The sequence below is a fragment of the Pedobacter gandavensis genome, assembly GCF_032678745.1.
In the GTDB taxonomy this organism is placed as follows: domain Bacteria; phylum Bacteroidota; class Bacteroidia; order Sphingobacteriales; family Sphingobacteriaceae; genus Pedobacter; species Pedobacter gandavensis_C.
Genome location: NZ_JAVTST010000010.1, coordinates 109,366 through 132,858 on the forward strand (window position 1 = coordinate 109,366; position 23,493 = coordinate 132,858).

The following is a 23,493-nucleotide window of genomic DNA, read 5'->3' on the forward strand; positions in this document are numbered from 1 at the left end:
AAAAATGGAACTGACCCCACAAATTAAAGACAAACTGGACAAGCTGCAGGAAAAATATGCAGCGATGGGCCAGGATATGTCGGCCTATCTGGATGGCTTGTTATATGCAGATTTCTTAACCTATTGGGATTATATTCACCTGGATACCCTGCTCAGTTTGCAGCATCCTAAGACCTCCTTCCCAGACGAAGAAATCTTTATCATGTACCACCAGATTACAGAGTTGTACTTTAAACTTTGTTTACATGAATTCAACCAGATTGCAGCCGCCAAAGAAACACTGACCGTTACCTTTTTTACGGATCGAGTGAAAAGAATCAATGCTTATTTTACAGCCCTGGTTTCTTCTTTTGAAGTGATGGTGAATGGCATGGAAAAAGAACAGTTTCTTAAATTCCGAATGTCATTGTTACCGGCAAGTGGTTTTCAATCCGGCCAATACCGCATGATAGAAATCTGCGCGACGGATTTTATCCGCCTGGTGGAGAAAGACAAAAGAGAAGAATTGAAGAACGCAACTGTTGAAGAGCAGTTCGAATATATTTACTGGAAAGCCGGTGCTACAGAACTGGCTACTGGAAAGCAAACGCTGACTTTAAAACAGTTCATCAATAAATATGCATCACAATTTTTACAATTGGTGAAAGACCGTCAGGAAAGTAATTTTTCTGCGCTTTACCATCAATTGAAAGCTCAGGGTGAGGACCTCAGTGCTTTAGAAGATGAGTTGAAAAAACTGGATCTTTTTGTGAATGTAGAATGGCCACTTTCTCATTATAAATCCGCAGTGCGTTACCTGGAAAGAGATCCGGTAGATATTGCCGCCACCGGTGGTACGAACTGGCAGAAATACCTGCCTCCGCGTTTTCAAAAAAGAATCTTCTACCCTTTCCTATGGACGGAAGAACAGATCGCAGAATGGGGTAAAGGATGGGTGATCAATGTGCTGAAAGACTTAAGGGGATAACCCTTAGAAACAAGGGAACTTAGTGTACGTTAAACACCAATAGAAGCCCTTTTAAAATACAAATAAAACAAATAAGGATGGCATTTTTTAGTAGATTTGCCTATAGAAATACGAATTGAAATGAACGAGACACTGGATATAACCATCACGAAAACTGAACAAAGCAGATTAACTGTAACAGACTTTTCACAACTTCCCTTCGGAAAGGTGTTTTCCGACCACATGTTTATTGCCGAATACGAAGATGGCGCATGGAAAAATCTACAGGTGCTTCCTTATGGCCCAATTCCAATGAGCCCGGCAATCTCTGCCCTTCACTATGGACAGGCGATTTTTGAAGGCATGAAAGCTTACCGTCAACCAGACGATACGGTTAGCGTTTTCAGAGCAGACAAAAATTTTGAGCGTTTTAATAAATCAGCTGCACGTATGGCGATGCCAGCGATTGACGAGGATATTTTCATGAAAGGCATTGCAGCCTTGATTGAGATCGACAAAAACTGGGTGCCTAACCAAGATGGTTATTCTTTATATATCCGTCCGGTAATGTTCGCTACAGATCCTTACCTGGGTGTAAGAGCATCTGATAAATATACTTTCTGTTTGTTAACTACGCCAACAGGCCCTTACTACAGCAAAGCTTTAAAAGTAAAGATTGAAACTGAATATACACGTGCAGATGAAGGTGGTGTAGGTTATGCAAAAACTGCAGGTAACTATGCCCGTTCTCTATTCCCATTTGCTGAAGCGACCAAAGAAGGTTTCGATCAGTTGATCTGGACAGATGCAGTAACGCATGAATTTATCGAAGAAGCAGGAACCGCGAATCTGATCTTTGTGATCGATGGTAAGCTGGTAACGCCTTCGGTAAGAAGTACGGTATTGGATGGTGTAACCCGTGATACAATCATCAAACTGGCGAAACACGCAGGTATTGAAGTAGAAGAAAGACGTGTCAGCGTAAAAGAAGTGATTGAAGGAATTGAAAACGGCCGCTTAACAGATGCTTTTGCAGCTGGTACTGCCGCTACAGTAACGCCAATCGGTGAAATCGGTTACGAAGGCAAATTATATACCCTGACAGATCCCTCAACACGTACGGTTTCTGCAGGTATTGCAAAAACATTAAATGACATCCGTTACGGACTTGCTCCGGATGAATTCGGATGGAATTTTATCTTGTAAGTTTATAGCACATCGCTATAAATAATTTTTGTGAGGCGCCTTTGAACCAGGGCGCCTTTTTTTTATTAGGTTTAAGCCCATCAACAAAACATACAATTATACATAAATGAAGAAAACAGTACTTATCAGTTTAGCGGCATCATTTTGCTTCAGCTATACGGTACAGGCACAACTAAAAAGGTTGAGCCAACAACAAACTTTAGGAGGCCAGCCATCGCTCAGCAAAGCAATGAATATGGTATATGGCTGGTCTGACAACAACCATTATATTGAAATGGACCTAGCCGATCGTAAACTATATGCAGTAGATGTAAAAACAGGAGACAAAAGCCTGTATACGCCTGCTCCAAAAAGCAACGTGAATGTAAACATCCGAAACAATGATGTTTATATTCAGTATGGAAAAGAAGCCGCAAAACAACTGACCAACACTAAAGCAGAAGAAAAAAACCCTACCCTATCTCCAGATGGTAAATACATCGCTTTTACCCGCGATAATGATTTATACTCCGTAGATGTGGAAACTGGAAAAGAAACAAGATATACAACTGATGGAACCGATGTGATTTATAACGGTTGGTCATCATGGGTATATTTTGAAGAGATCCTGGGCCGCGCTACAAACTACAAAGCATTCTGGTGGTCGCCAGATAGCAAGAACATTGCTTTCATGCATTTCGATGATACCAAAGTTCCGATGTTCCCAATCAATGGTTCAACCGGTCAACATGGTTATGTAGAAAAAACAAGGTATCCTAAAGCAGGTGATCCTAACCCGGAAGTGAAAGTTGGTTTCGTACCTGTAACAGGTGGCAGCATCACCTGGGCAGATTTCAATGAAAAAGATGATCAGTATTTCGGTACGCCTTACTGGAGCTATGATGGCAGCAGCCTGATGGTACAATGGATGAACCGCGGTCAGGATAACCTGAAGTTCTATTCCGTAAATCCAGCTACAGGAGGTAAAAAAGAAATCTATGACGAAAAACAATCTTCATGGGTAGACCTGGATTATGATGGTCGTATTGAATACTTACAAGATAAAAAACACTATATCCTGAAAAGTGATAAAACAGGTTGGGCACATTTTTACCTGTATACTTTAGGCGGAAAATTAATCAATCCTATCACCTCTGGTAAATGGCAGGTGACTAGCCTGGTTCATGTAGATGAAAAAAACAAGGTGGTTTACTTTAATGCCCGCAAAGAGGCTTCTACACGTTCTGATTTCTACCGAGTAGATTACAATGGTAAAAACCTGAAAAGACTAACTTTTGGTGACTATAACCACCAGGTACAGCTTTCGCCAGATGGCAATTATTTCATTACCACTTATTCTAATGTGAGTACCCCTCCAAAAAGAACATTATTAGACAATAATGGAAAAGTGGTAAAGGAATTGGGTAACAGTAAATCTGCGGATTTCGCACAATATAACTTCGGTAAAACGGAAATGATTACGATCCCTACGGATGATGGTTATCAGTTGCCAGCTGTAATTACTTATCCTACAGATTTCGATGTAAACAAAAAGTATCCGGTGGTCATGAGTATTTATGGCGGTCCGAATGCAGGTACGGTAACGAATACCTGGAAAGGTACCGCGGCTCAGTACTGGTCTAACGAAGGGATCATCCAGATTGCAGTAGATCACCGCGCTTCCGGGCAATTCGGTAAAGCAGGCGTATCACTAATGCACCGCAACCTTGGTAAATGGGAGATGAAAGATTATACTACCGCAGCAAGATGGTTGAAAGCTCAATCTTATGTAGACAACAAGAAGCTATTGATCACTGGTCATAGTTATGGTGGCTACATGACTTGTATGGCTTTAACAATGGGTGCCAATGATTTCGATTTCGGGATCGCTGGAGCGCCTGTAACGAGCTGGGAGCTGTACGACAGTCATTATACGGAACGTTTCATGGACACACCTAAGGAGAACCCGGAAGGCTATAAAAATGGCTCTGTGTTAACCTACGTGAACAATTACAAAGGACTATTGCGCATCATGCATGGCGATATGGACGATAATGTACATATGCAGAACACGATACAACTGGTAGATAAATTGCAAGATGCAAACAAGCATTTCGAACTGATGATTTACCCTGGTGGTCGTCATGGTTGGGGAGGCCTGAAAACTGCCCATGATAAGGCGGAAAGAATCCGTTTCTATTATAACCATTTACTAGAAAAACCAGTTCCTTCAGATTTGCTGAACTAAGATTCATAAAATGATAAAGGCCCTGAATGTTTACACGTTCAGGGCCTTTTGCTTTTCAGCGCAATTATTGACTATCTTTTATTATTTTTAGAATCAGGTTGAACCATAAACTCAATCTTTAATATGAGGAGAAAAAAGGCCGAAAAACTTAAGGAGGAACAGTTTTGGAATGATTTCTTTTACTTTAATGTACCCCCGCATCTTGACGCAGTGCCAGTACACTTGCAAAGAGCTAATTTCAGGTACTACCATGTAGATGATGAAGGGATCGCTAAAATGATCACAGCCGTTTTGAGCGTTTATCAATTGGATTTAGATGGAACGGACATTACAAACGAAGCCATCAGACTGCTCAGCAAACTGGAGTATGTGACTGAACTTCGCCTGAAAGAATGTCAAGGTATAGATGACGGCTGTGTACCCGATTTGTATCAGATTAAAGGGCTTGAACTACTTCATCTGGGAGGTACTGCTATTACTGTACCTGCGTTGATAGAAAATGGCCCATTTAAAGATTTGAAACAACTATTTATTAGTGACGATACGGATGACAAACAAGCATTGGAAGAGCTCGCGATTTTACTCCCAAAAGACTGCGAGCTAATTGTTAATCACAAATTATTTGAACTCTGAATTAAGCTGCTGATTTAATAATAGCTTAACATCCGCCCGGTAATTTTAGGATGTGAAACAACCTACTACATTACCATTCTGCAAGCGCATAGCCATGCTGCTATGCCTGGTCTTACTTTCTGTCTTTCCAACATTTGCAGAGGAAGTCTTAAAGCCCAGCTCCCCTCCTATAGATACCCTAATTCAGAAAGCACCAAACACCGCATTTCTACAGATCAAAAAGACCCTGAAGGAAGCGATAGAAAAAGAGGATTTCTTAACCGCCGGCTTGTGCTACCAACAAATCGCCGCACTGTTTTATTTCCAGGCCGCCTATACCCAGGCCATCAATTACTATTATAAAGCGGATAAGCTCTTCCGACAGGAAAATGCCCTTCCCCAACTTGCCGGAAACTTAAATAAGATCGGGGAAACCTATTACTATGCCAGACAATACCGCATTGCGTTGGAAAAGTTTCAGGAAGCTTTGAAGTTGTACCAGCAATTGGGAAATCAAAAAGGGATCGCAGATTCTCATGGCCTGATCGGACAGACTTACGAGAAAACCCTCGATTATACCACCGCCATGAAGTACCAACAACTGGCCTTAGCAGGATACCATAAGGAGAAAAACCAGAGGGGGATTGCCAAGATCTATGAAAACATTGGGAGCATTTATGAGGACAAACCACACTTAGATTCGGCATTAAAATATTATACACTGGCAATGGCTGGCAATGCCATTGAAAAGAACCTCCATGGACAGATTGAAATCATCAACAACATTGGCGATGTGTACCGAAAAACAGGCCGGTATCCGGAAGCTTTAAACTACACCAGAAAGGCTGAAAGTATGGCTAAAAGCATGAATGACCAGTACCAGCTGAGTAGCGCCTACCGCGATCTATCCAAAACTTTTGACCTGATGAAACGCTATGACAGTGCCTACCACTACAGCGAATTGGGGCGGGATATCTTCCTTAAAATATTTACTGAAGACAATAATAAGCAACTGGCATTGCTACAAACGCTATTCGAAATTCAGCAAAAAGACGATGCCATTGCACAATTTGAGCAGGAAAAATCAGCTGATCGGATTTTATTAATTGCCACCATCCTCATCATTGTATTGCTCCTCTGCCTGGCTGCCAGTGTCATCAGCAGGCAACGCCTTAAAATCCGAAACGAGCAACAGCTCAATGAACAGAACCAACGCTTATTTGAAACACAAAACGATGCCATCAAAGATGCTCTGGAATTAAAAAGTAAAGAACTCACCAGCACTACGCTCCATACCATTCAAAGCAATCAATTTTTAGAAGAACTCCGCAGCAGCATAGAATCTTTGGTAAAAGACGATAAAAGAGATCAAAAAAAAGCTTTACAACAGCTGATTCAACGCATCAATCAGAACATCAATCAAGACCAGCACTGGAAAGATTTTAGTAGGATGTTTGAACAGATTCACCAGACATTTTTCGACCATTTGAAAACACATTGTGATAACCTGACCGCTAATGATATTCGTCTGGTAGCCCTGATTAAAATGAACCTGAGTTCAAAAGACATGGCAGTTCTTTTTGGCATTTCCCAAGACAGTTTGCGTGTGGCAAGGTACCGCTTACGAAAAAAACTGAACCTTCCACAGGGAGAAAACCTGAGTACTTTTATTCAGACTTTATAATGGATTTTGAGGGAAACGCAGTGATTAACAATTCCTTAACATTACGCTAATCAAATGGTAATGGAGATTTTGGTTACACAAAAACACCTAAAAATCAAGCAGTTAAAAAACCTATGTTCACGCTGTACGCGTTTTGTATCCCTGCCTTGTAACGCTGTATACATTTTGTTTACGGTCATAATTTCCAGTCCTGCTGCCCAGTATTCAATTTGCAGACGCTTAGCAAAAACGAAAAAATCGGCAATGCTAAGACAAAGAAATTACAACAGTTAATCGAACAAATCACAACAGCAAAACAAACAACCTCAACAAAATTAATCAGAAAATGAAGACACTATTACCCGTTCTTTTTTGCCTATTATTTAGCATTACTGTCGCACATGCTACAAGCCTGAAAGGTTATGTTTACGACCAGAAAACAGGAGAAGCAATGGTGGGTGCATCGGTGCAACTGGAAAAGACAAACCAGGCTGTTTTAACCGGTCTGGATGGATCATTTGAAATTAAACACCCTGCATCAGGTACCTACACCTTAAAGGTATCTTACCTGATGTACAAAACCTTTATTAAACAGATATTGATCCTGAAAGAAGACAATCCGATTCTGAAAGTTTACCTGTCAGAAACCAACGCAGCTGAGTTAAATGAAGTAAGCGTTTCTGCAAAAGGAGATGGATCTTCAGAGAAAACCGCCAGAAGGATTGAACAAAAAGCCCTGCAACTGGTTAATGTGGTTTCCGGCAGAGCCATGGAAATCTCGCCAGACCTTACCGTGGCGAATGTGATTCAACGTGTATCCGGCGTATCTGTAGAAAGAAGCAGTAGTGGTGATGGTCAATATGCAATCCTACGCGGTATGGATAAGCGTTACAATTATACGTTGGTAAATGGCATCAAAATCCCTAGTCCGGATAACAAATACCGCTATGTACCCTTAGACATTTTCCCCGCAGAACTGCTGGAAAGACTGGAAGTTTCAAAAACCCTAAGCCCAAATATGGAGGGTGATGCCATCGGTGGAGTGATCAATATGGTGATGAAAGACGCACCTAATAAATTAAAAATCAATGCCAATCTGGCAACTGGTTATAGCCAGATGTTTATCGACCGCGGATTTACTTCTTTTGACCATAGCAATATCAACAGCAAATCCCCATATGAACAACATGGAAAAGACTATAAAGCCACACCACTGGATTTTCCAACAGGAACGGTAGATTATAAAACAAAACACCCAACGCCAAATGTAGTGGGCGGCTTATCCATTGGCCAGCGCTTTCTGGACAATAAACTAGGCGTTTTAATCGCCGGCAGCTACCAGAACACCTACAGAGGTAGCAACAGTACTTTTTACAATTCCAGTGTAGTGGCGGCCGCAAACAAGGTAGGTACCATTATGAGTAAAGAGGAAAGACAATTTTCTGAGCAGCAAAAGCGCTATGGTGCCCATGCAAAGCTAGATTATGCTTTCAATAAAAACCATAAGCTGAGCTTGTATAATGCGTATGTTGATCTGAATAGCTTACAGCTCCGTGATACTAAACAGATAGATTTCAGCTCTGAGTATGATCCTGAAAAAGGAAATGCCAAGCTAAACTACGCTACACGCTCACGTTTTACTGAACAACAAATCTATAACACTACTTTACAGGGTGATCATCAGTTGATCCCTGAAAGGTTAAAAGTACGCTGGTCGGCAGTATACTCCGCAGCGAAAAATGAGGTTCCTGACCAAAGTAACATCAATGTTTTAGGTGTTCGAGAAAACTTTGTAGATCGCCGCACTTTCGTTCCTGCCATCGGTGATGCACATACCCGCCGTTGGGAACGTAGTACTGAAGAAGATAAAGCCGGTTACCTGGACATCGATTATACACAGCCAATTGCTGGAATCAATGTATTGTTCAGCGCTGGAGGGATGTACAGAGATAAACAACGCAGCAGTTTCTTCAACCAATATACGCTAACTGCCGCGAATCCAACTGCCCTATTTGGCAAGGATTTCAACAACTATACGGAAATTGCCTGGACGGTAAAAAACCCGACAGGAGCTGTAGACAATGCCCTGACTTATGACGCTGCAGAAAAACTGGCCGCAGCCTACGGGATGTTCAACTTTAGGGTTAAAGATCTGCAGGTAATAGGTGGTCTGCGTATGGAACATACTGATCAGCGTTATTTGATGTTATTTCCAGGCGCACAACCTCGCCCCGATGGCAAACAAGTTTATACTGACCTGTTGCCTAGCATGAATTTAAAATATAAGCTGAGCAGCCATCAGGCATTACGTGCTTCTTATTTCCGCTCATTAAACCGTCCGGGTTTCTATGAACTGGTTCCGGGAATCGGTGTGGTGCAGGACGACTATAAAGAAAGAGGGAACCCAGATTTGAAACGCGCTATTGCAGATAATCTCGACCTTCGCTATGAGTTATTCCCAAATAGTACCGATCAGTTATTGGTAGGTGCATTCTATAAAAGCATCAAAAACCCGATAGAATATAGCTTCCAACCAGATCCAATTCGTCCGCAGGATACGTATTATACGCCAGGAAATTTTGGTAACGCCAAAAACTATGGCTTGGAAATAGATTATATCAAGTTTATTCACAAATTCGGGTTTAAAGCCAATTACACTTATACCCATTCCAGAATTACAACACCTAAAACCTCCAGGATGCGTGATGGAAATGGCGACTTACAACCAATTTTAGTAGATCAAAGCAGACCCCTATTTGGACAGTCGGCACATATTGCCAATCTTTCAATGCTTTTCAAAGACGGAAAAAGTGGTTGGGATGCACAGTTGGCAGCTTCCTATACTGGCCCAAGGATCAATACTGTTTCTCAGTTCCTGGACAACGACCTATGGCAACAAGGTTTTATACAAATGGATGCCTCCGCAGAGAAAAAATTCAAAAACAACCTGAGTGTATTTGTTAAAGCAGGAAACCTGTTGAATACGCCATTGAAGTTATTCATCAAAGGCACCAATACAGAAGCAAATGGTAGCACAGGAACGGAATATGACGGCAAAACTCTGATTCGCAACGACTATTATAAACAAACTTATTTACTAGGTGTACGCTATAAATTATAAGCGCATTTCACCTACACATTTGACCATTTCATAAAATACAGACAAGATGAAAGCAACAAAAATATGGATGGGCCTGGCGGTATTGTTAGTCGGGTTCAGCAGCTGCAAAAAAGCCAATAGCGATGTAGATCCGGATACAGGAAATGGTTCTGCCATCGGCGAGGTTTCCGGCATCTGGAAAAAAGGAAGCACGCAAATCATTAAAGGAGACATCATCATTCCTGAAGGACAATCACTAACCATTGAAGAAGGCGTAACCGTAATCATGGATACATTGGCCAAACCAGAAATCATTGTAAAAGGAAACTTATACGCAGAAGGTACTACGGAATTCCCAATCAAATTTACCATTGCTGAAGATTTGAGAACAGAAAAGAACAAATTCGGCAGGTTATGGGGAGGAATTTTAGCTGCCCCAAGCTGTGCAGAATTACTGTTGAACCACACAATTGTAGAATATGCAGGCGCTACTACCACCGCTGCCTCTACCTCCGTAAAAATGAGCCTTTATAAGGCAAAAAGTGGGGAGAACTTACCAGCAATCTGGTTTTCCAATGTAAATGGAAAACTAGTAGTTACTAATAGCACGTTCAGAAACCTGCAGGAAGATTGTACGTATATTGAAGGTGGAAAGATCATCTTCTCCAACAATCTCTTCTATACCACAGGAGTAACGGGTGGAGAGGCCATCAACCTGAAATCCGGTTGTCTGGCAGATGTAGGATACAACCTGGTGTATAGCACCAATACGAATGCATTAAAGCTTTCCAATAGTGGCGATAGGAACCCGCAAACCTTTGTAGTGGCCTACAACAATACTTTTATCAATACCGGATGGCGCAGGCCAACGGCAAAAGGTGGCTCGATATGGATTGAAGCAACGGTAAGGGTAAACTTGTTTAACAATATTTTTGCCAATACGCGTTTTGGAATCAAAAGAGATACTAAAAACCCGGAAGATACCCGTTCCCTGATAGGAAACAACCTTTATTATGGGGAGAGTCAATTGACAACCGATCAGTTTCAACCTTCAAAAGATGTGGTTGGCGGTACTGATGATGTTATTGGAAAAACAGCAGGATCAAATGATCCTAAATTCCTGAATTATCCGGTAACGAATCCGGTAGACAACCCTAATTTCAACACCGCCTGGAATTTCCACCTGGCTGCTGGTTCTCCGGCAATCAGCAAAGGAAAGACGGCGTTTTTCCGTCACCATGCTGCAGGATTAACCATGAATGGAAATTTATATACTTCTCCTGCTCCGGCCAACTATATCGGTGCCTATGGCACCAACTAATCGTCAACAAAACCTTATTTATAAATATTAACAAGTAATGAACAAACCTAATTTTATCCTTTCCCTTTCCGCGTTATTATTAACCCTTCATGTTTCCTGTTCCTCTGTGCAGAAAGACCCCGCAGCGGTAAAACCACTGTACACTTCCGATCCTGTACAGTTTGACTCAGACGATCCTGCCATCTGGGTAAATCCTGCAGACTCCTCCCAATCATTAGTAATCGGTACCGATAAAGATGAAAATGGAGGCCTGTATGTGTATGATCTGCAAGGAAAAGTGATCAAAGATAAAGTGGTAAAAGGACTGAAAAGACCTAATAATGTGGATGTAGCTTATGGATTAAACCTCGCCGGCAAAAAGGTAGACATTGCCGTAACTACGGAAAGAATGACACATAAACTCCGCGTATTCTCGTTACCGGATATGAAAGCCATCGACAATGGTGGTTTAGCAATGTTTGAAGGAGAAGACAAAGAAATGTACCGCGACCTGATGGGCATTGCCATGTATACGGATCCAAAGGGACAGATCTATGCCATTGTTGGCCGTAAGACTGGGCCGGCAGACAATTATTTATGGCAGTATTTACTGGAAGATGATGGCACAGGAAAACTAAAGGCCAGCTTAAAGAGAAAATTCGGCAAGTATAGCGGCAAGAAAGAAATAGAAGCGATTGCTGTAGACAATGAGCTAGGTTACATCTACTATTCTGATGAGCAGTTTGGTGTAAGAAAATACCATGCAGATCCTGCAAAAGGAAATGAAGAACTCGCTTTATTTGCTAAAACAGGCTTTAAAGAAGATAATGAAGGCATCAGTATTTATAAAACTTCGGATTCTACAGGATATATTCTGGTATCGGATCAGGCGGCAAATCATTTCCAGGTATTCAACAGGGAGGGTAAATCCGGCCCACATAACCATGTATTGCTAACCAGCATTCCAATATCCACCAATAACAGTGATGGCTCTGATATTTATTCTGGCCCACTAAACAAAGACTTTCAACATGGTTTATTTGTAGCCATGAGTGATGACAAGACTTTTCAATATTACCGTTGGGAAGATCTTGCCAAGAAGACTTTAAACATCAACAAATAAGGTTAAATCCAATGCTGGCGGCAGGCAATTCCCGGTCTGTCGCCAGCTTTTGTATTTAAAGGCGTAACAGGCTAAGAGGATTAATGACTTTTCCTGGTTTTCAATCGCTCTCTTTGCAAACGCTCCCTCAACAATCTTCGCTTTTCTCTTCTGGCCTGCCTGGCCTCCCTGTCATGTTTCATTTGCTCAAATTTGGCGATCTGCGTTTTAATCTTTTGCTCCTTTTCCTCTGTTACACCTACACTATGCCTGATGCCCTGAAATAAGGATTTCCAGATGAAATGGAAAAAAGAACCATCTCTCGCGCGTTCTTCATGAATCACCGCTGTGACCAGTTCTCCTTCTTTACTCGGGTTATTGGGGTTTAAGATCATGGCATTGGCCAGAAAAGACATCCAACCCTGTCTTACCAAGCGGTTTTCTCCGGCTTCCTTTTTCAGTAAATTCACCGAAAGCTCATTGTATTCAAATTTCATCCTCCCATTTGCAACACGGTCGTTCGCATCCACCTGAAACTCCAGCCTTTTCACCTCTCCGCTTTTAATGGCAATCATCCCCAATGGCCTGGTGATCCGGTTTAATACCCGCCCATCCATCTCACCCAATATACCGGAATATGAAAAAGCTCCATCCTTAGCATCCAGGTTAAACTTGAAGCCTACATTCAACTTTCCCCTTCCCATCAGGTAGGTAGTCAGATCGGCGGTCATCCATGGATTTTTGGCCTTATCTTTCGAGGTATTGGTCACATTGCTAAAGCTTCCGGAAGTGTTTTCAAATGTGATCGTTCCCTTCTGCTGACTGTCGTTGTCATATTCCGAATAACTAATATCTATGTTACTCAGGTTAAGCTTTTTAATACTCAGCTTTCCATTCACTCTTTGCAACAATTGATGCGGAAAACGTCCAATCTTTTCACGGATTAGTTTAGGAAGTGCTTTATTATTGAACACCTTAACGGAACCATTGGCAACGGTCATTTCTTTCGCGAACAATTCCTGTTTAAGGATATACAATGGCAGGTTAATTCCCTCAAGGCTCAAGTCGCTCATTTGAATTTCATACCTGTCTTTTGAATAGCCCAATGATTTCCCAAATTCCATTTCAGTATATCTGGGGATAACAGCCAGGCTCTGGATGTTTAGCTTGCCGGAGGAAGCCGAAAAATCGAGCTGGTTCAAACGGATATGATACAAGCTATCTGGCGTAGCAAAAGTGTAATTGTTTAAGTTGATGACCACATCTTTCAATAGGTAGAGCCTTTTCTTATCTACAGAGGAATGTGGGTCTATCAGGTAATCCTTTAAGGTAATGTTCAGATTTTTCACTGAATCTGCCTGAGGTTTTAATCCGTTATTGTTGATGTACTTAAAACTGATATTGTTGAAATTGATGGTATGAATAGAGAACTCTTTCAGGTATTCGGAAATGTAATCAAAAGGGGAGGTATTTGGCCTTGGCGGCTTATCCTCATTGAAAGCAAATTGCTGATTCGTCATCACCACATCCGGATGGTCTAACCGCAGCTCAGTAATGTTTAATTTTCGGTGCCGCAGGAAGGTATACAGATGGAAGTTTCTGATTTCTAGCTTCTCCAACTCCAGGTGATAGATGTTATTGGGTGCTTTCTTTGAAGCGATCAGTTTTTTGAAAATCCGCTGGTCAGGAATCACTTTTACTCCCGTCAGCGCGGCATTGGCTGTCAGCAAGTTCATCCGAATTCCAGAAAATTCAATGTGGTAAAGGCTATCAGTAGACCTCAACACCAATTCTTTGATCTGCGCTTTAACTAAGGGCTTAAATTTGTAGGCAAGATACCTGGAAGTCAGACTCATGACCAACACAACAGCCAATAGACAAAGGCCTATTCGAATCAGTATTTTCTTATGCTTTCGTAGTTTTTCAATCATAGGCAGGGTACCTGATAGCCTAAGATACTTTTTTTATGTCTTGTTTTTCTTTCGTTCTGCTCTTTTCTGTTGACGTTCAGCTCTTTTCTCCTTACGCTCTTGTTTCTTATCCTTAATTCCTTCCATTGCCTTTTCAGGAGTTTTAACAGGAATAATCCCCAGTCCGGCACTTTCTCTCATCCCAATAAACACTCCTTTCCAGAGTAAATTAAAAAATGAAGCCGCAGGAGAACGTTCAAAAGTAACATTTGCAGTTCTTGGGGCTTCCCCTTTTGTAGGATTAGCATCGATAATTAATAGGTTATTGGCCAGAAATGACAACAATCCTTTTTTCTTTACTGGCTCACCATCCTCCCCTTCTTTGAGCAATTTGACTTTTAGATCGGTATAATAAAAATGAACTTTTCCTTTTGAACCCCGGGTATTCGCCTGAATGTTAAAGTCTACCTTTTGCATTTTTCCAGTTTCAATTTCTATCAACCCTAATGGTTTCGAAATGGCATTCAACTCGGTCAGATTCATCGGATCCACAACACCAGAATAATGAAAAGCACCTTTGGGATCGCTTAGGTTGAAATCAATCTTAATATCTATCCTGGATTTCTTCATCACCATTGCGCTCAGGTTAGCGATCGCATGATTGTTTTTCAGGACACTAAGGGAGTCGTTGGTTACATGAAGAACCTTCCCCTTTATATTCTGGAAGTATATGGTTCCTTTCTGCTGGCTTATGGGATTGTACTCCGTATATGCCAGGTCAATATTATTGATTTTTAAGGTATCAACAATCGTAGGAATTCCCAATCTTCTTAAGGCCATGTGCGGAAAATTTTTTCCCTTATCCAGATTTGGAGGAGGAGGCATTTCCCGGTTCAGAAATATCCCCGCCTTTGCCGGGCCCAAGGTTATCTTTTTTGCATGAAATGTCCGCTCTTCATTGAAGCGCAGGAAATCAACCCCCGATAAACTAATCTGATCGAAGTCCAGGTCGTAGCGGTCTTTACCATACTGATACATCCGACTAAATTCCAGATCAGGATATCTTGGAATCATCTTAAATCCTTTGATCAGAACATTTCTTTTAGACAGAGAGCCAGAAATCGTATCCACTTTTGTGAGGTACATTTTATCTTTTGATTGGTATCCGTTAATATCAAAAGTGATGTCTTTTGCATAATAAAAACGGGTGGTATCAAATTGAGAAAGAGAATCTATCAGGAGATCCTTTACATGTAAGTTGAGTTTTTTTATACGGTGTAATGGCCGCTGGCTAGCCCCATCGATATAGTCAAAATCAGCGTTAAGAATACGGATTGCATCCACATCCAGGGACTTTAAACTTTTAGCCAGCAGCTGATAAATACTTTTATTACTGGTATCTTTTTTCTTTTTAACCTGATAGTGCATCATATTGATCGAAGGCTGATCGAGGACAATGCTATTGATATGGATGGTTTTCTTGAAATAAGCATTGATCAAACCCAAATGGTTCAGTTGAAGCTTCTTAACTTTCAATTGAAAAAGATGGATTGGTGCGGCCCCAACAGCTTTTAACTGGTTGAATACCGTGGTGTCAGGCGAAAGACTCAGCTCATCCAATGAAGCCGTACCAGTTAGCAGGTTAAGGTGGATATCCTTAAAATTCAGCGTATACAGTCCTGCTGAACCCTCCTTAACCCCTGTTTTTAGCTTTTCGGAAATTAGCGGCTTCCATTTTGCATTCAGGTACAATGCGACTCCAGCAATCAGCAAAAAAATTACAGCTAAAATTCCAAGCAACCATTTCCACCATACTTTTTTTCCTGATTTTTCCTGATTCATATGCACGATCTTTACAGAACTACTGCAATATCGAGGCCATAATCCCGGAAATTAAAGTTCGCTGGCTTTATACCTCCTGGCATCCACATCAACCGCATAAAAGTAACCCTGAGCATTTCCGCTCAGATTTCCGATCGCATTAACCGGTACTGCAGAAAATAATCCACTCCCGTCAGTTTCCATAAATACGTCATACAGGTATTTAGCGTAACGCTCAGAAAGGGAGATTTTATAAATAGTAATGTAATCGTCTTTACCCAAAACAAAGGTTCTTTTCAGATTATTTAAGGGGTATAAGGAATTCGGTGAACCCAGGTAATGGGTATAGCTATAAAACTTTGACTGATCGAACTTCCCAGGATTCCATAAAGGAATATCCTGATAAGAAATCATCCACTTATTGGGATTGAGGTAGCCAAAGGTATGCTTTGGAATCGTTCCACTATAGGTGCCGTTCCCAACAGCCTTTGTAGACAGTGGCAGAAAATCATCAACAATATTGACTACCTGCCTCAAGGTATCTACGGCCGTATAAGTTTGCCCGTTGTAAACAACCTTCAAGGTATAAGCACCATTATAATTCGGCTCATTTTTATTGGTTGCCGTGTATACACCTGCTGTTGCCGACTCTTTAAATATCATTTCGGACTTGCCATCATCAACAGTAACCAAAGCTTTAGATATTGGAGAAGGGTTTGCATCTGCATTTAATGCGGGTTTAGACAAGCGGATATATTGGGTGGGCACACGGGTATTGAAACCGCCTTCCATAGAGAGATCGTATTGGCGTTTAGGGTTCAGGAAGCGGTCGTCCAGTGTTTTCTTACACCCGAAAAGCCCTATTAAAAGCAGTATAATTAAGGTAAAATAAACTCCTTTCATCCTAAATTTTAAAACTGTAAGCGATCCATGGATAAAATCCCAAACCATATTCAATACTACTCTTTTTTACCTCAAAAGAAGAAGAATTCAAATGATAATACAAAGGATTTTTACGGTTGTAGAGGTTGTAAATACCAACAGACAGGACGCTGGACAGGAACCGTTCTCCTGGAATCCTGGTTCTAAACTGATATTGTGCAGAAATATCCATCCTGCTAAACATCGGAAACCTGGTGGTATTTCTTTCTTCAAAGATCGGCACATTTAAGCCGTCATGCTGATAAAATCCAACGGGGAGCGTCAATGGCCTGCCTGTTGAATAAATGAAAAAGCTTTGAAATGACAAACGTTTATTCAGCTCATACTTAGCGCTGATTTTTAACTCATGAGGGATGTCGTAGTTGGCAACAAACTCCTTCCCAAAATTAAGGGCTTCGATTTTCCGGAACACCCTGGAATAACTATAGGCTATGGTTCCAGACAATTTACCTTCCTTCTTCGTTAGCTCCAGTTCCAGGCCATAAGCTCTGGCACTTCCTGCTTTTAACTGCTTCCTCACTTCAGGGTTATTGATGATCTGTGCATGGTCACTCAGCTCTAACTGGTGATCCATATACTTGTAATAGGCATTTGCAGACCACATATACTGATTAGGAACATATCGGTAGCCCAAGGAGAAATGATCTGAATGTTGTGGCTTAATGGTTTTTGAAGCAGGGATCCATGGTTCCAGAGAAGAAAAAGCGAGGGTACTGTTTTGAATCAGTTGCAAGTATTGGTAATTCCGGTTATAGGTAAAGAAATAGCGTTGGTCTGCAGTTGGAAGATAACTGAAATTGAGACGGGGTTCTGGATTTATAAACAACTTAACTTCATGCGTTTTTACACGGTTTCCCTGCGAGTCAAACAGATTGTTGCGGACTTCATTGTTTTTAAATAAGCTCAGGCGAAGGCCATAATCCAATTCAAAATTAGGGCTTAAACTAAGGCGTTGAGAATAATACATCGCTGCTTCCAGGCTTTCGTCTCCTGCAATGTTAAACTCATCATTCGGTGATTGCTTTACTTGTCCGGGGTTAAACAAATGATAGATTCCAGATCCACCAAATTTAATCTGATTCAACGGGCTAAGATAATAGGTATAATCTGCCTTTAGGGTAATATCTCTCACCCGGGTTTGCCATTGTGTTTTTTGTGATAAAGTATCTGCATTCAGGTCCAGGACATTGTTATAATTGCTGTAGATCAGCGACACATTCTGAAAGATGGTGGAGTTAAATATATGGTTCCATCGGAAGGTGGAAGTCAGGTTCCCCCAATTGTTGGTATATGCGTTTTCAGAAAGTAATTTATCCTTTCCAGCATATACGGAATAGAAAATGGTGTTATTTTGATTGAGCTTATAGTTCGCCTTGGCGTTAATGTCGTAATAAACAGAAAATGGGTTAAACAACTTGAATTTGCTTCGAAAAACATCCAGCAGACTTCTTCTAAAGGCAAAGATAAATGAGCTTTTATCTTTTACAATGGGCCCCTCGGCAGAAATACGCCCAGAAAGGAAGTTAAGTCCTCCGGTTAAATGATACTCTTTATTGTTTCCTTCGGTCATCTGGTTGATCACCACAGCCGAAAGACGCCCACCAAAGTTTGCGGGGATATAATCTCTGTATATCTGTACATTATTGACTACATCCGGATTAAAGACAGAGACCAATCCATATAAATGCGCAGGATTATAAACAACAGCCTCATCTAGTAAAATCAGATTCTGATCGGAATTCCCTCCTCTTACAAACATCCCAGAACTGCCTTCAGACAGCGCTTTAATACCATTCTGCATTTGCAGCTTTTTAACCACATCTGTTTCTCCGCCGTAATACGCAGTATTATTCAATTGGCTCGTTCCAAAGTTTTGTTCATTTAAAAGAATAGGATTTGGAGTAATGTTACTGGACTTGATCTCCACTTCTTCCAATCGATTGGTCTTTAGACTAAGTTCCAGATTGATTTGCAGGTCCTGATCTAAGCGAATGTTTTCTTCTCTTATTTGAAAACCTGTATTGGAAATGAGCAGCTGGTGGATGCCTTCTGAAATCAGCAAGGAAAAGAATCCATACTGATTGGTATTGATACCCAATCCAAGTTCTGGGAGGTAAACAGTAGCCCCGATCAGCTCTTCCCCGCTTGCCTGATCCCGAACATGGCCACTGATGGTCCATTTCTTTTCTTTTAGAGGACTGATTACAATGTCATTGCCCACTAGTTTAAAACCAAGATTCGTCCCAAATAACACCTGGCTTAAAACCTGTGATAATGGCGTTTGCACGAAATTCAAAGCAGTGGTTTTTTTATTCCGCAATAAGTCCGGATCAAAGGCAAAATTACATTTTGTTTTTTCCTCTATCAGATGCAATACCTTAATCAAAGAATCTGCAGGTCGGTGGATACTGACCGGCCGGCCAAGTATCGTTTTATCCTGGGCAGCAACGAGCGTCGTACCTGCAATAAATAACAGCCAAATGAAGCTAAGAACCCGAAAAGGAAAAGTCATTATTTGCCGGATAAAACGAATTTACCATCGGTTTGCAAGACTTTACAATCTAAAGAAGCTGAGATCACGGCAAGCGCACTATCCAGCTGTTGATACTGTAACTTAGCAGTTAGTTTTCTATCTTTCAGGCTTGACCCTTCTATTTCAATCTTAGTCTGATATACTTTCTCCAATTTTTCAACAACCTCCTTTAAGGGAACTTCTGTAAAGACAAAGCTTTTATCCAGCCATGCTTTATAATTAAGGTCGGGGTTATCCAAAGCTATCAGTGTCTTACGCGTTACATCATACACACCCAGTTTCCCGGCAGTCAGATTCACCTTCCTTTGGGTACCATATTCACTCAACTCCACTTCTCCCTCTTCTACAATGACCGAAGATTGCACTTCATTTCTACTGACATTAAAGCGTGTGCCTATATCTTTAGCTTCCACCGCACCCAATTCTACCCTAAACCGCGAAGTGGAATTAGGCGCCACCTGAACAAAAGCCTCTCCTTTTACCAACACCAGTTTTCGATCTGTCAGGAAGTTATTTTTGCTATAACTAATGGTCGTTCCTGCATTAAGTTTCAAATCTGTTCCATCAGGAAGCACCACATTGGTCAGTACTGCTAAGCCGGTATTGATCACAATATCCTTACTTTTCCAAAAAAAGTAGCCATAGCCCAGAGTCGATAAAATCAGTAACATAGCCGCCATTTTTAACCAGAAACTAGCTATGCTTTTGTTTCTGCTTAGTTTCATGGATTGATGGTTTTCCTTATCCTCTATTAGGGTATTTTCTGTAATAGCTGCGGGTTGCTGGTTCAGTTTTTGATCCAATACAGTCCAGGATTGTTGCGCATCAACTTCATGACGTTCAACTAATTTATCCAGGTTGATCTGCACACTTCTGAATTCCAAATAAAGGTTTTCATTTGCCACATCATCCTTTCTCCACTGGTCCAGAGTTATTTTATTCTCCGCGCTAATCGTTTCTTCCAGATCTTCTATGATCAGAGAAAAAATAAACGATTCATTAGTTTCAAAGTTTTTCATATCAGGCGGTTTATCGTGAAATGGCTTTTAGGATCAGTAATATGGTCATCAGGATTGCACCGGATTTCCCAAGGTGTTCCCTTAACTTCTGAAAGCCATAGGTCAAATGATTTTTAACAGTTTTTAAAGAAATGTTCATCTGGTCTGCAATTTCCTGTTGTTTTAATTTACCAAAGCGACTCAGGTACATCACCTCTTTGCATTTAGGTGGAAGCAATCCCAATGCATCCTCCAGGTTTTTCATCAATAGCTCCTCCTCATTCCGGCGATCCTCTTCCGGATTTTCAGGGTCCTGAAAGCTAAGATAACTCAACTGTTTTGCCGCATCCTGCTTTTCCTTCTTTAGGAAATTAAGTGAGGCATTTACAATTGACCTGAATAAATAACTTTTCATCGCATACTGAATATTTAACTGACCCGCTTTATTCCAAATATTAATAAACAAATCATGTACAATTTCTTCTGCGGCCTCTGTTTGTCCTACATACCTGAAGGCCAAGACAAACAACTGCCGGTAATACTTTTTATAAAAGGTTTCAAATACCTTTTTATCTTTATTTCTGATGGCATTCATCAGTAATAAATCGTCATCAAGAGCGGCATTCATCGGTTCGTTGCTCATGATCTATCCTTAGATTTGTTTCAATGTAAGGATGCCTGAAATTTCAGGTGATCGTTGCAAGGTATTGATGGCCACAAACCAGTATCCCTTCAACAGGTTTCGCTCCTGCAATGGGGTTAATACAATTCCTCCCGACAGAGGAACAGGTTTAGTGCTTCCTGCCGGGAGTTTGATCTCCTGTATTAAGCTACCTTTTGAACCTTTCACACCATTGCGCAGGCTGATTTGTTCTGGCAACAGGCGCTCATATTCTAAGGTATAGCTTAATAACTTACTTCCTTCGTCATACTTCCCTTTCAGGACTGCCGTACCTTCAGAATCTGTATTTGCGCCCTTTTTATCTATTCTGGCAGTAACCACATAAGACCTTATGGGTGGTTTAATCTTTTGACTGCGTTCCGATTCCTTTTTACAGCCTCCGAACACCAGCATCATCACCCACAACACCCCTATTTTGAATAATGTAAATCCCTGACCTTTAACTCCCCACATAATAGTATTTTAGTAGGCAACTAAAATACTAATTTATTGAAGATCCGTAGGGCTACAATTTATTAATATATAAAACCATACTGAAAAGACCTTTTGGTATAAAAATTTTTATAATAACCCCGTAATGTAAACACCAAAAAGCGACCCAAAACTTGATTTACCCAGGCCAATTCATTACCAACCTGGTATGGAATTACTCCCTTAACGGTGGTTTTAATCTGTTTTTCGGCGATGGAAAGGGCACGTACATAAGGTTTATACAGATGCTTGATCTGATTTCGGTCCAGACGATAAATTGCCGGTGCAAGCATATAGCTGCTTTTCGCCGAATAGCGAAATCCATGGTAATGATAAAAGACCAGGTCAAAATCAAGGTCATTGGTCAAGGCTTTTCCCTGTGACTTTCCTGATTTCAATTTAAAAGCATATTGTTGAACGTTCCAGGGTGCTACACCTGCACCCAGATGCTGACAAACATGTACACAGGGAAAACGTGTAGTCCAGTCGTCCAGGTATTTCTGATCTCCGAATTTACCATCCTCAATTTTGCTAAAGCACCATTCCAAACAGGCAGATACCCACCAGTTCAACACTTCCATTCCTTCATCAGTATTTTTGAAGGTCACAAATTGCACACAGTAAATTCCACTTGGGCCAGACTGGTCATAACAAGGAGTATACCTATGCTCGGTAATCAATACTGATTTATCTCCCATCTCATCGATTAAAACCTGTGGATTGCTAAAAAAGAGCAGATCTGCATCCACGTAAGTGCAATGGTCGAGCTTAAAATTCTCTATACAGTGTTTAATGGTACAACAAGCGGAAGTCCAGCAATACTCCTGTTCAGTACGCATGGGTTTTACCGCTAGTAACGCTTCATTTTCAAATTCCTGTAAAGAGATGATACTGGCTTTTGGAAGTGCCATATTTGTCAATGCCTCATAACAATGGGAATCAAACGCAAAAATATACAGATGAAAATCAGGGCAATATTGCTCCAGAGAACGATACATCGCCAAACCACGGGAAAGATAGGTGGTATTAAAAAGTGTACAGAATTTAAGCATAAATTGATGAATTTTGAAAGTAAAAACCTTTGTCGTAACCCAATTCCAGACCATTAATCATCATCGTTTCTTCTCCTTTTACATAGGAAGAAAATTCAGCTACCAACCGATAATGATCCTGGAAATGACTCATAAAACGGGGCTGGTTAAAAAACCAGGAAGGATAAGAAGCATCGTAAATTTCAGGCGGCACGATTTGTAAAGTGAGCCGATCCTGATCACCATAGTGAAAAGCGGTACGATCGAATAGTAAAAAAGGAAACTGATAAGCCGCCAGCTGACGCAGAAAGTCATGGGGTTTCTCTAGGTATTGTGTCACCGAGGAGAGTACCACCAGGTCTATAGCTTTCTCCTGCTGACATTCCGCAATGCTATGGTAAAATTTAAGCCGGTCATCTTCAAAATGTTCCTGTCCGCAGTTTACGTAGTGTTGTTGCTCTACCACATTCCAGCTGGCGCAAATTTCAGGGCTTAGAAATTCTTTAACCTGGAAGTAGGTACTACCGAGTGACCCACCAAAATCCAGGATGTGGAGCGGCTTCTTTTGTAAGGCCGCGCTGTGTAATAAAAAAGAGATTAAAGGAAATGGATATTCCTTATGACTAAAGGTTACTGAATCTCTTTCATATACTGCTTCTCCGTTTTTTACTTTCAGAATGGCTGTTTTTGTTTTCTCAAGGATCACTCCTGCGTCATATCCGCTGGTTTCTGCGGCTACCTCCGCCCAGGAGGAATAATCACCGAACCATCCATACTGCTGCTTAGGACTTTTTGCGAAGAGGCTTTTGAACATATTTAAGAGGATTTAAGTCATTTTCAGCTCAATGACAATCAATCATTAAAAAGGTCCTATACGTTCCCGAAGTTATTTCATGAAATTTTCTTTCCGTTTAAGATTCTGCCACTTTGTCATTTCTAAATTTAATTG

Annotated in this window: 17 protein-coding genes; 8 read left to right on the forward strand and 9 right to left on the reverse strand. The window is 41.0% G+C overall.

Going from position 1 to position 23,493, the window contains the following annotated elements:
* Nucleotides 1-4: 4 nt before the first annotated feature.
* The 8 genes from R2S10_RS22725 (at nt 5) to R2S10_RS22760 (ending at nt 12,177) form a co-directional block, all read left to right on the forward strand.
* A complete protein-coding gene (locus tag R2S10_RS22725) occupies nt 5-967 on the forward strand; it encodes a tryptophan 2,3-dioxygenase family protein (protein ID WP_316842716.1) in 963 nt (320 codons plus the stop codon).
* Between the two features lie 120 nt (nt 968-1,087).
* Nucleotides 1,088-2,152: a branched-chain amino acid aminotransferase gene (locus R2S10_RS22730; RefSeq protein ID WP_316842717.1), complete on the forward strand. Its 1,065-nt coding sequence runs from the start codon at nt 1,088-1,090 to the stop codon at nt 2,150-2,152.
* 106 nt (nt 2,153-2,258) lie between these two features.
* Complete coding sequence (locus tag R2S10_RS22735; RefSeq protein WP_316842718.1) at nt 2,259-4,379, forward strand: S9 family peptidase; 2,121 nt, start codon at nt 2,259-2,261, stop codon at nt 4,377-4,379.
* A gap of 123 nt (nt 4,380-4,502) precedes the next feature.
* Complete coding sequence (locus tag R2S10_RS22740) at nt 4,503-5,012, forward strand: hypothetical protein (protein WP_316842719.1); 510 nt, start codon at nt 4,503-4,505, stop codon at nt 5,010-5,012.
* Nucleotides 5,013-5,064: 52 nt separating this feature from the next.
* On the forward strand, nt 5,065-6,675 hold the full coding sequence (locus R2S10_RS22745; RefSeq protein ID WP_316842720.1) for a tetratricopeptide repeat protein: 1,611 nt from the start codon (nt 5,065-5,067) through the stop codon (nt 6,673-6,675).
* 325 nt (nt 6,676-7,000) lie between these two features.
* Entirely contained in the window at nt 7,001-9,775 is a 2,775-nt protein-coding gene (locus R2S10_RS22750; RefSeq protein WP_316842721.1) for a TonB-dependent receptor, read from the forward strand.
* Nucleotides 9,776-9,821: 46 nt separating this feature from the next.
* Nucleotides 9,822-11,075, forward strand: a complete 1,254-nt coding sequence (locus R2S10_RS22755; protein ID WP_316842722.1) for a right-handed parallel beta-helix repeat-containing protein — start codon at nt 9,822-9,824, stop codon at nt 11,073-11,075.
* A gap of 37 nt (nt 11,076-11,112) precedes the next feature.
* On the forward strand, nt 11,113-12,177 hold the full coding sequence (locus tag R2S10_RS22760; RefSeq protein WP_316842723.1) for a phytase: 1,065 nt from the start codon (nt 11,113-11,115) through the stop codon (nt 12,175-12,177).
* 80 nt (nt 12,178-12,257) lie between these two features.
* On the opposite strand, the gene R2S10_RS22765 is transcribed toward R2S10_RS22760, so the two are convergent.
* The 9 genes from R2S10_RS22765 to R2S10_RS22805 all read right to left on the reverse strand — a co-directional run bounded on the left by R2S10_RS22765 (nt 12,258) and on the right by R2S10_RS22805 (nt 23,358).
* Nucleotides 12,258-14,087 carry a hypothetical protein gene (locus R2S10_RS22765; RefSeq protein WP_316842724.1) on the reverse strand — a complete coding sequence of 610 codons (1,830 nt, stop codon included), beginning with the start codon at nt 14,085-14,087 and terminating at the stop codon, nt 12,258-12,260.
* Between the two features lie 33 nt (nt 14,088-14,120).
* Nucleotides 14,121-15,908, reverse strand: a complete 1,788-nt coding sequence (locus R2S10_RS22770; RefSeq protein ID WP_316842725.1) for a hypothetical protein — start codon at nt 15,906-15,908, stop codon at nt 14,121-14,123.
* A 51-nt stretch (nt 15,909-15,959) separates the two neighbouring features.
* Complete coding sequence (locus tag R2S10_RS22775; protein ID WP_316842726.1) at nt 15,960-16,790, reverse strand: hypothetical protein; 831 nt, start codon at nt 16,788-16,790, stop codon at nt 15,960-15,962.
* Between the two features lies 1 nt (nt 16,791).
* Entirely contained in the window at nt 16,792-19,341 is a 2,550-nt protein-coding gene (locus R2S10_RS22780; protein WP_316842727.1) for a TonB-dependent receptor, read from the reverse strand.
* Complete coding sequence (locus R2S10_RS22785; protein WP_316842728.1) at nt 19,341-20,381, reverse strand: FecR family protein; 1,041 nt, start codon at nt 20,379-20,381, stop codon at nt 19,341-19,343. Before R2S10_RS22785 ends, R2S10_RS22780 begins: the two co-directional genes overlap by 1 nt.
* A 10-nt stretch (nt 20,382-20,391) precedes the next feature.
* Complete coding sequence (locus R2S10_RS22790; protein ID WP_316842729.1) at nt 20,392-21,003, reverse strand: RNA polymerase sigma-70 factor; 612 nt, start codon at nt 21,001-21,003, stop codon at nt 20,392-20,394.
* Nucleotides 21,004-21,012: 9 nt separating this feature from the next.
* On the reverse strand, nt 21,013-21,495 hold the full coding sequence (locus R2S10_RS22795) for a hypothetical protein (RefSeq protein ID WP_316842730.1): 483 nt from the start codon (nt 21,493-21,495) through the stop codon (nt 21,013-21,015).
* A gap of 62 nt (nt 21,496-21,557) precedes the next feature.
* Nucleotides 21,558-22,565, reverse strand: a complete 1,008-nt coding sequence (locus tag R2S10_RS22800) for a glycosyl transferase (RefSeq protein WP_316842731.1) — start codon at nt 22,563-22,565, stop codon at nt 21,558-21,560.
* Nucleotides 22,558-23,358, reverse strand: coding sequence for a TIGR04325 family methyltransferase (locus R2S10_RS22805; RefSeq protein ID WP_316842732.1), 801 nt, complete (start codon nt 23,356-23,358; stop codon nt 22,558-22,560). The genes R2S10_RS22800 and R2S10_RS22805 overlap by 8 nt, the downstream gene beginning before the upstream one ends.
* Nucleotides 23,359-23,493: the final 135 nt, after the last annotated feature.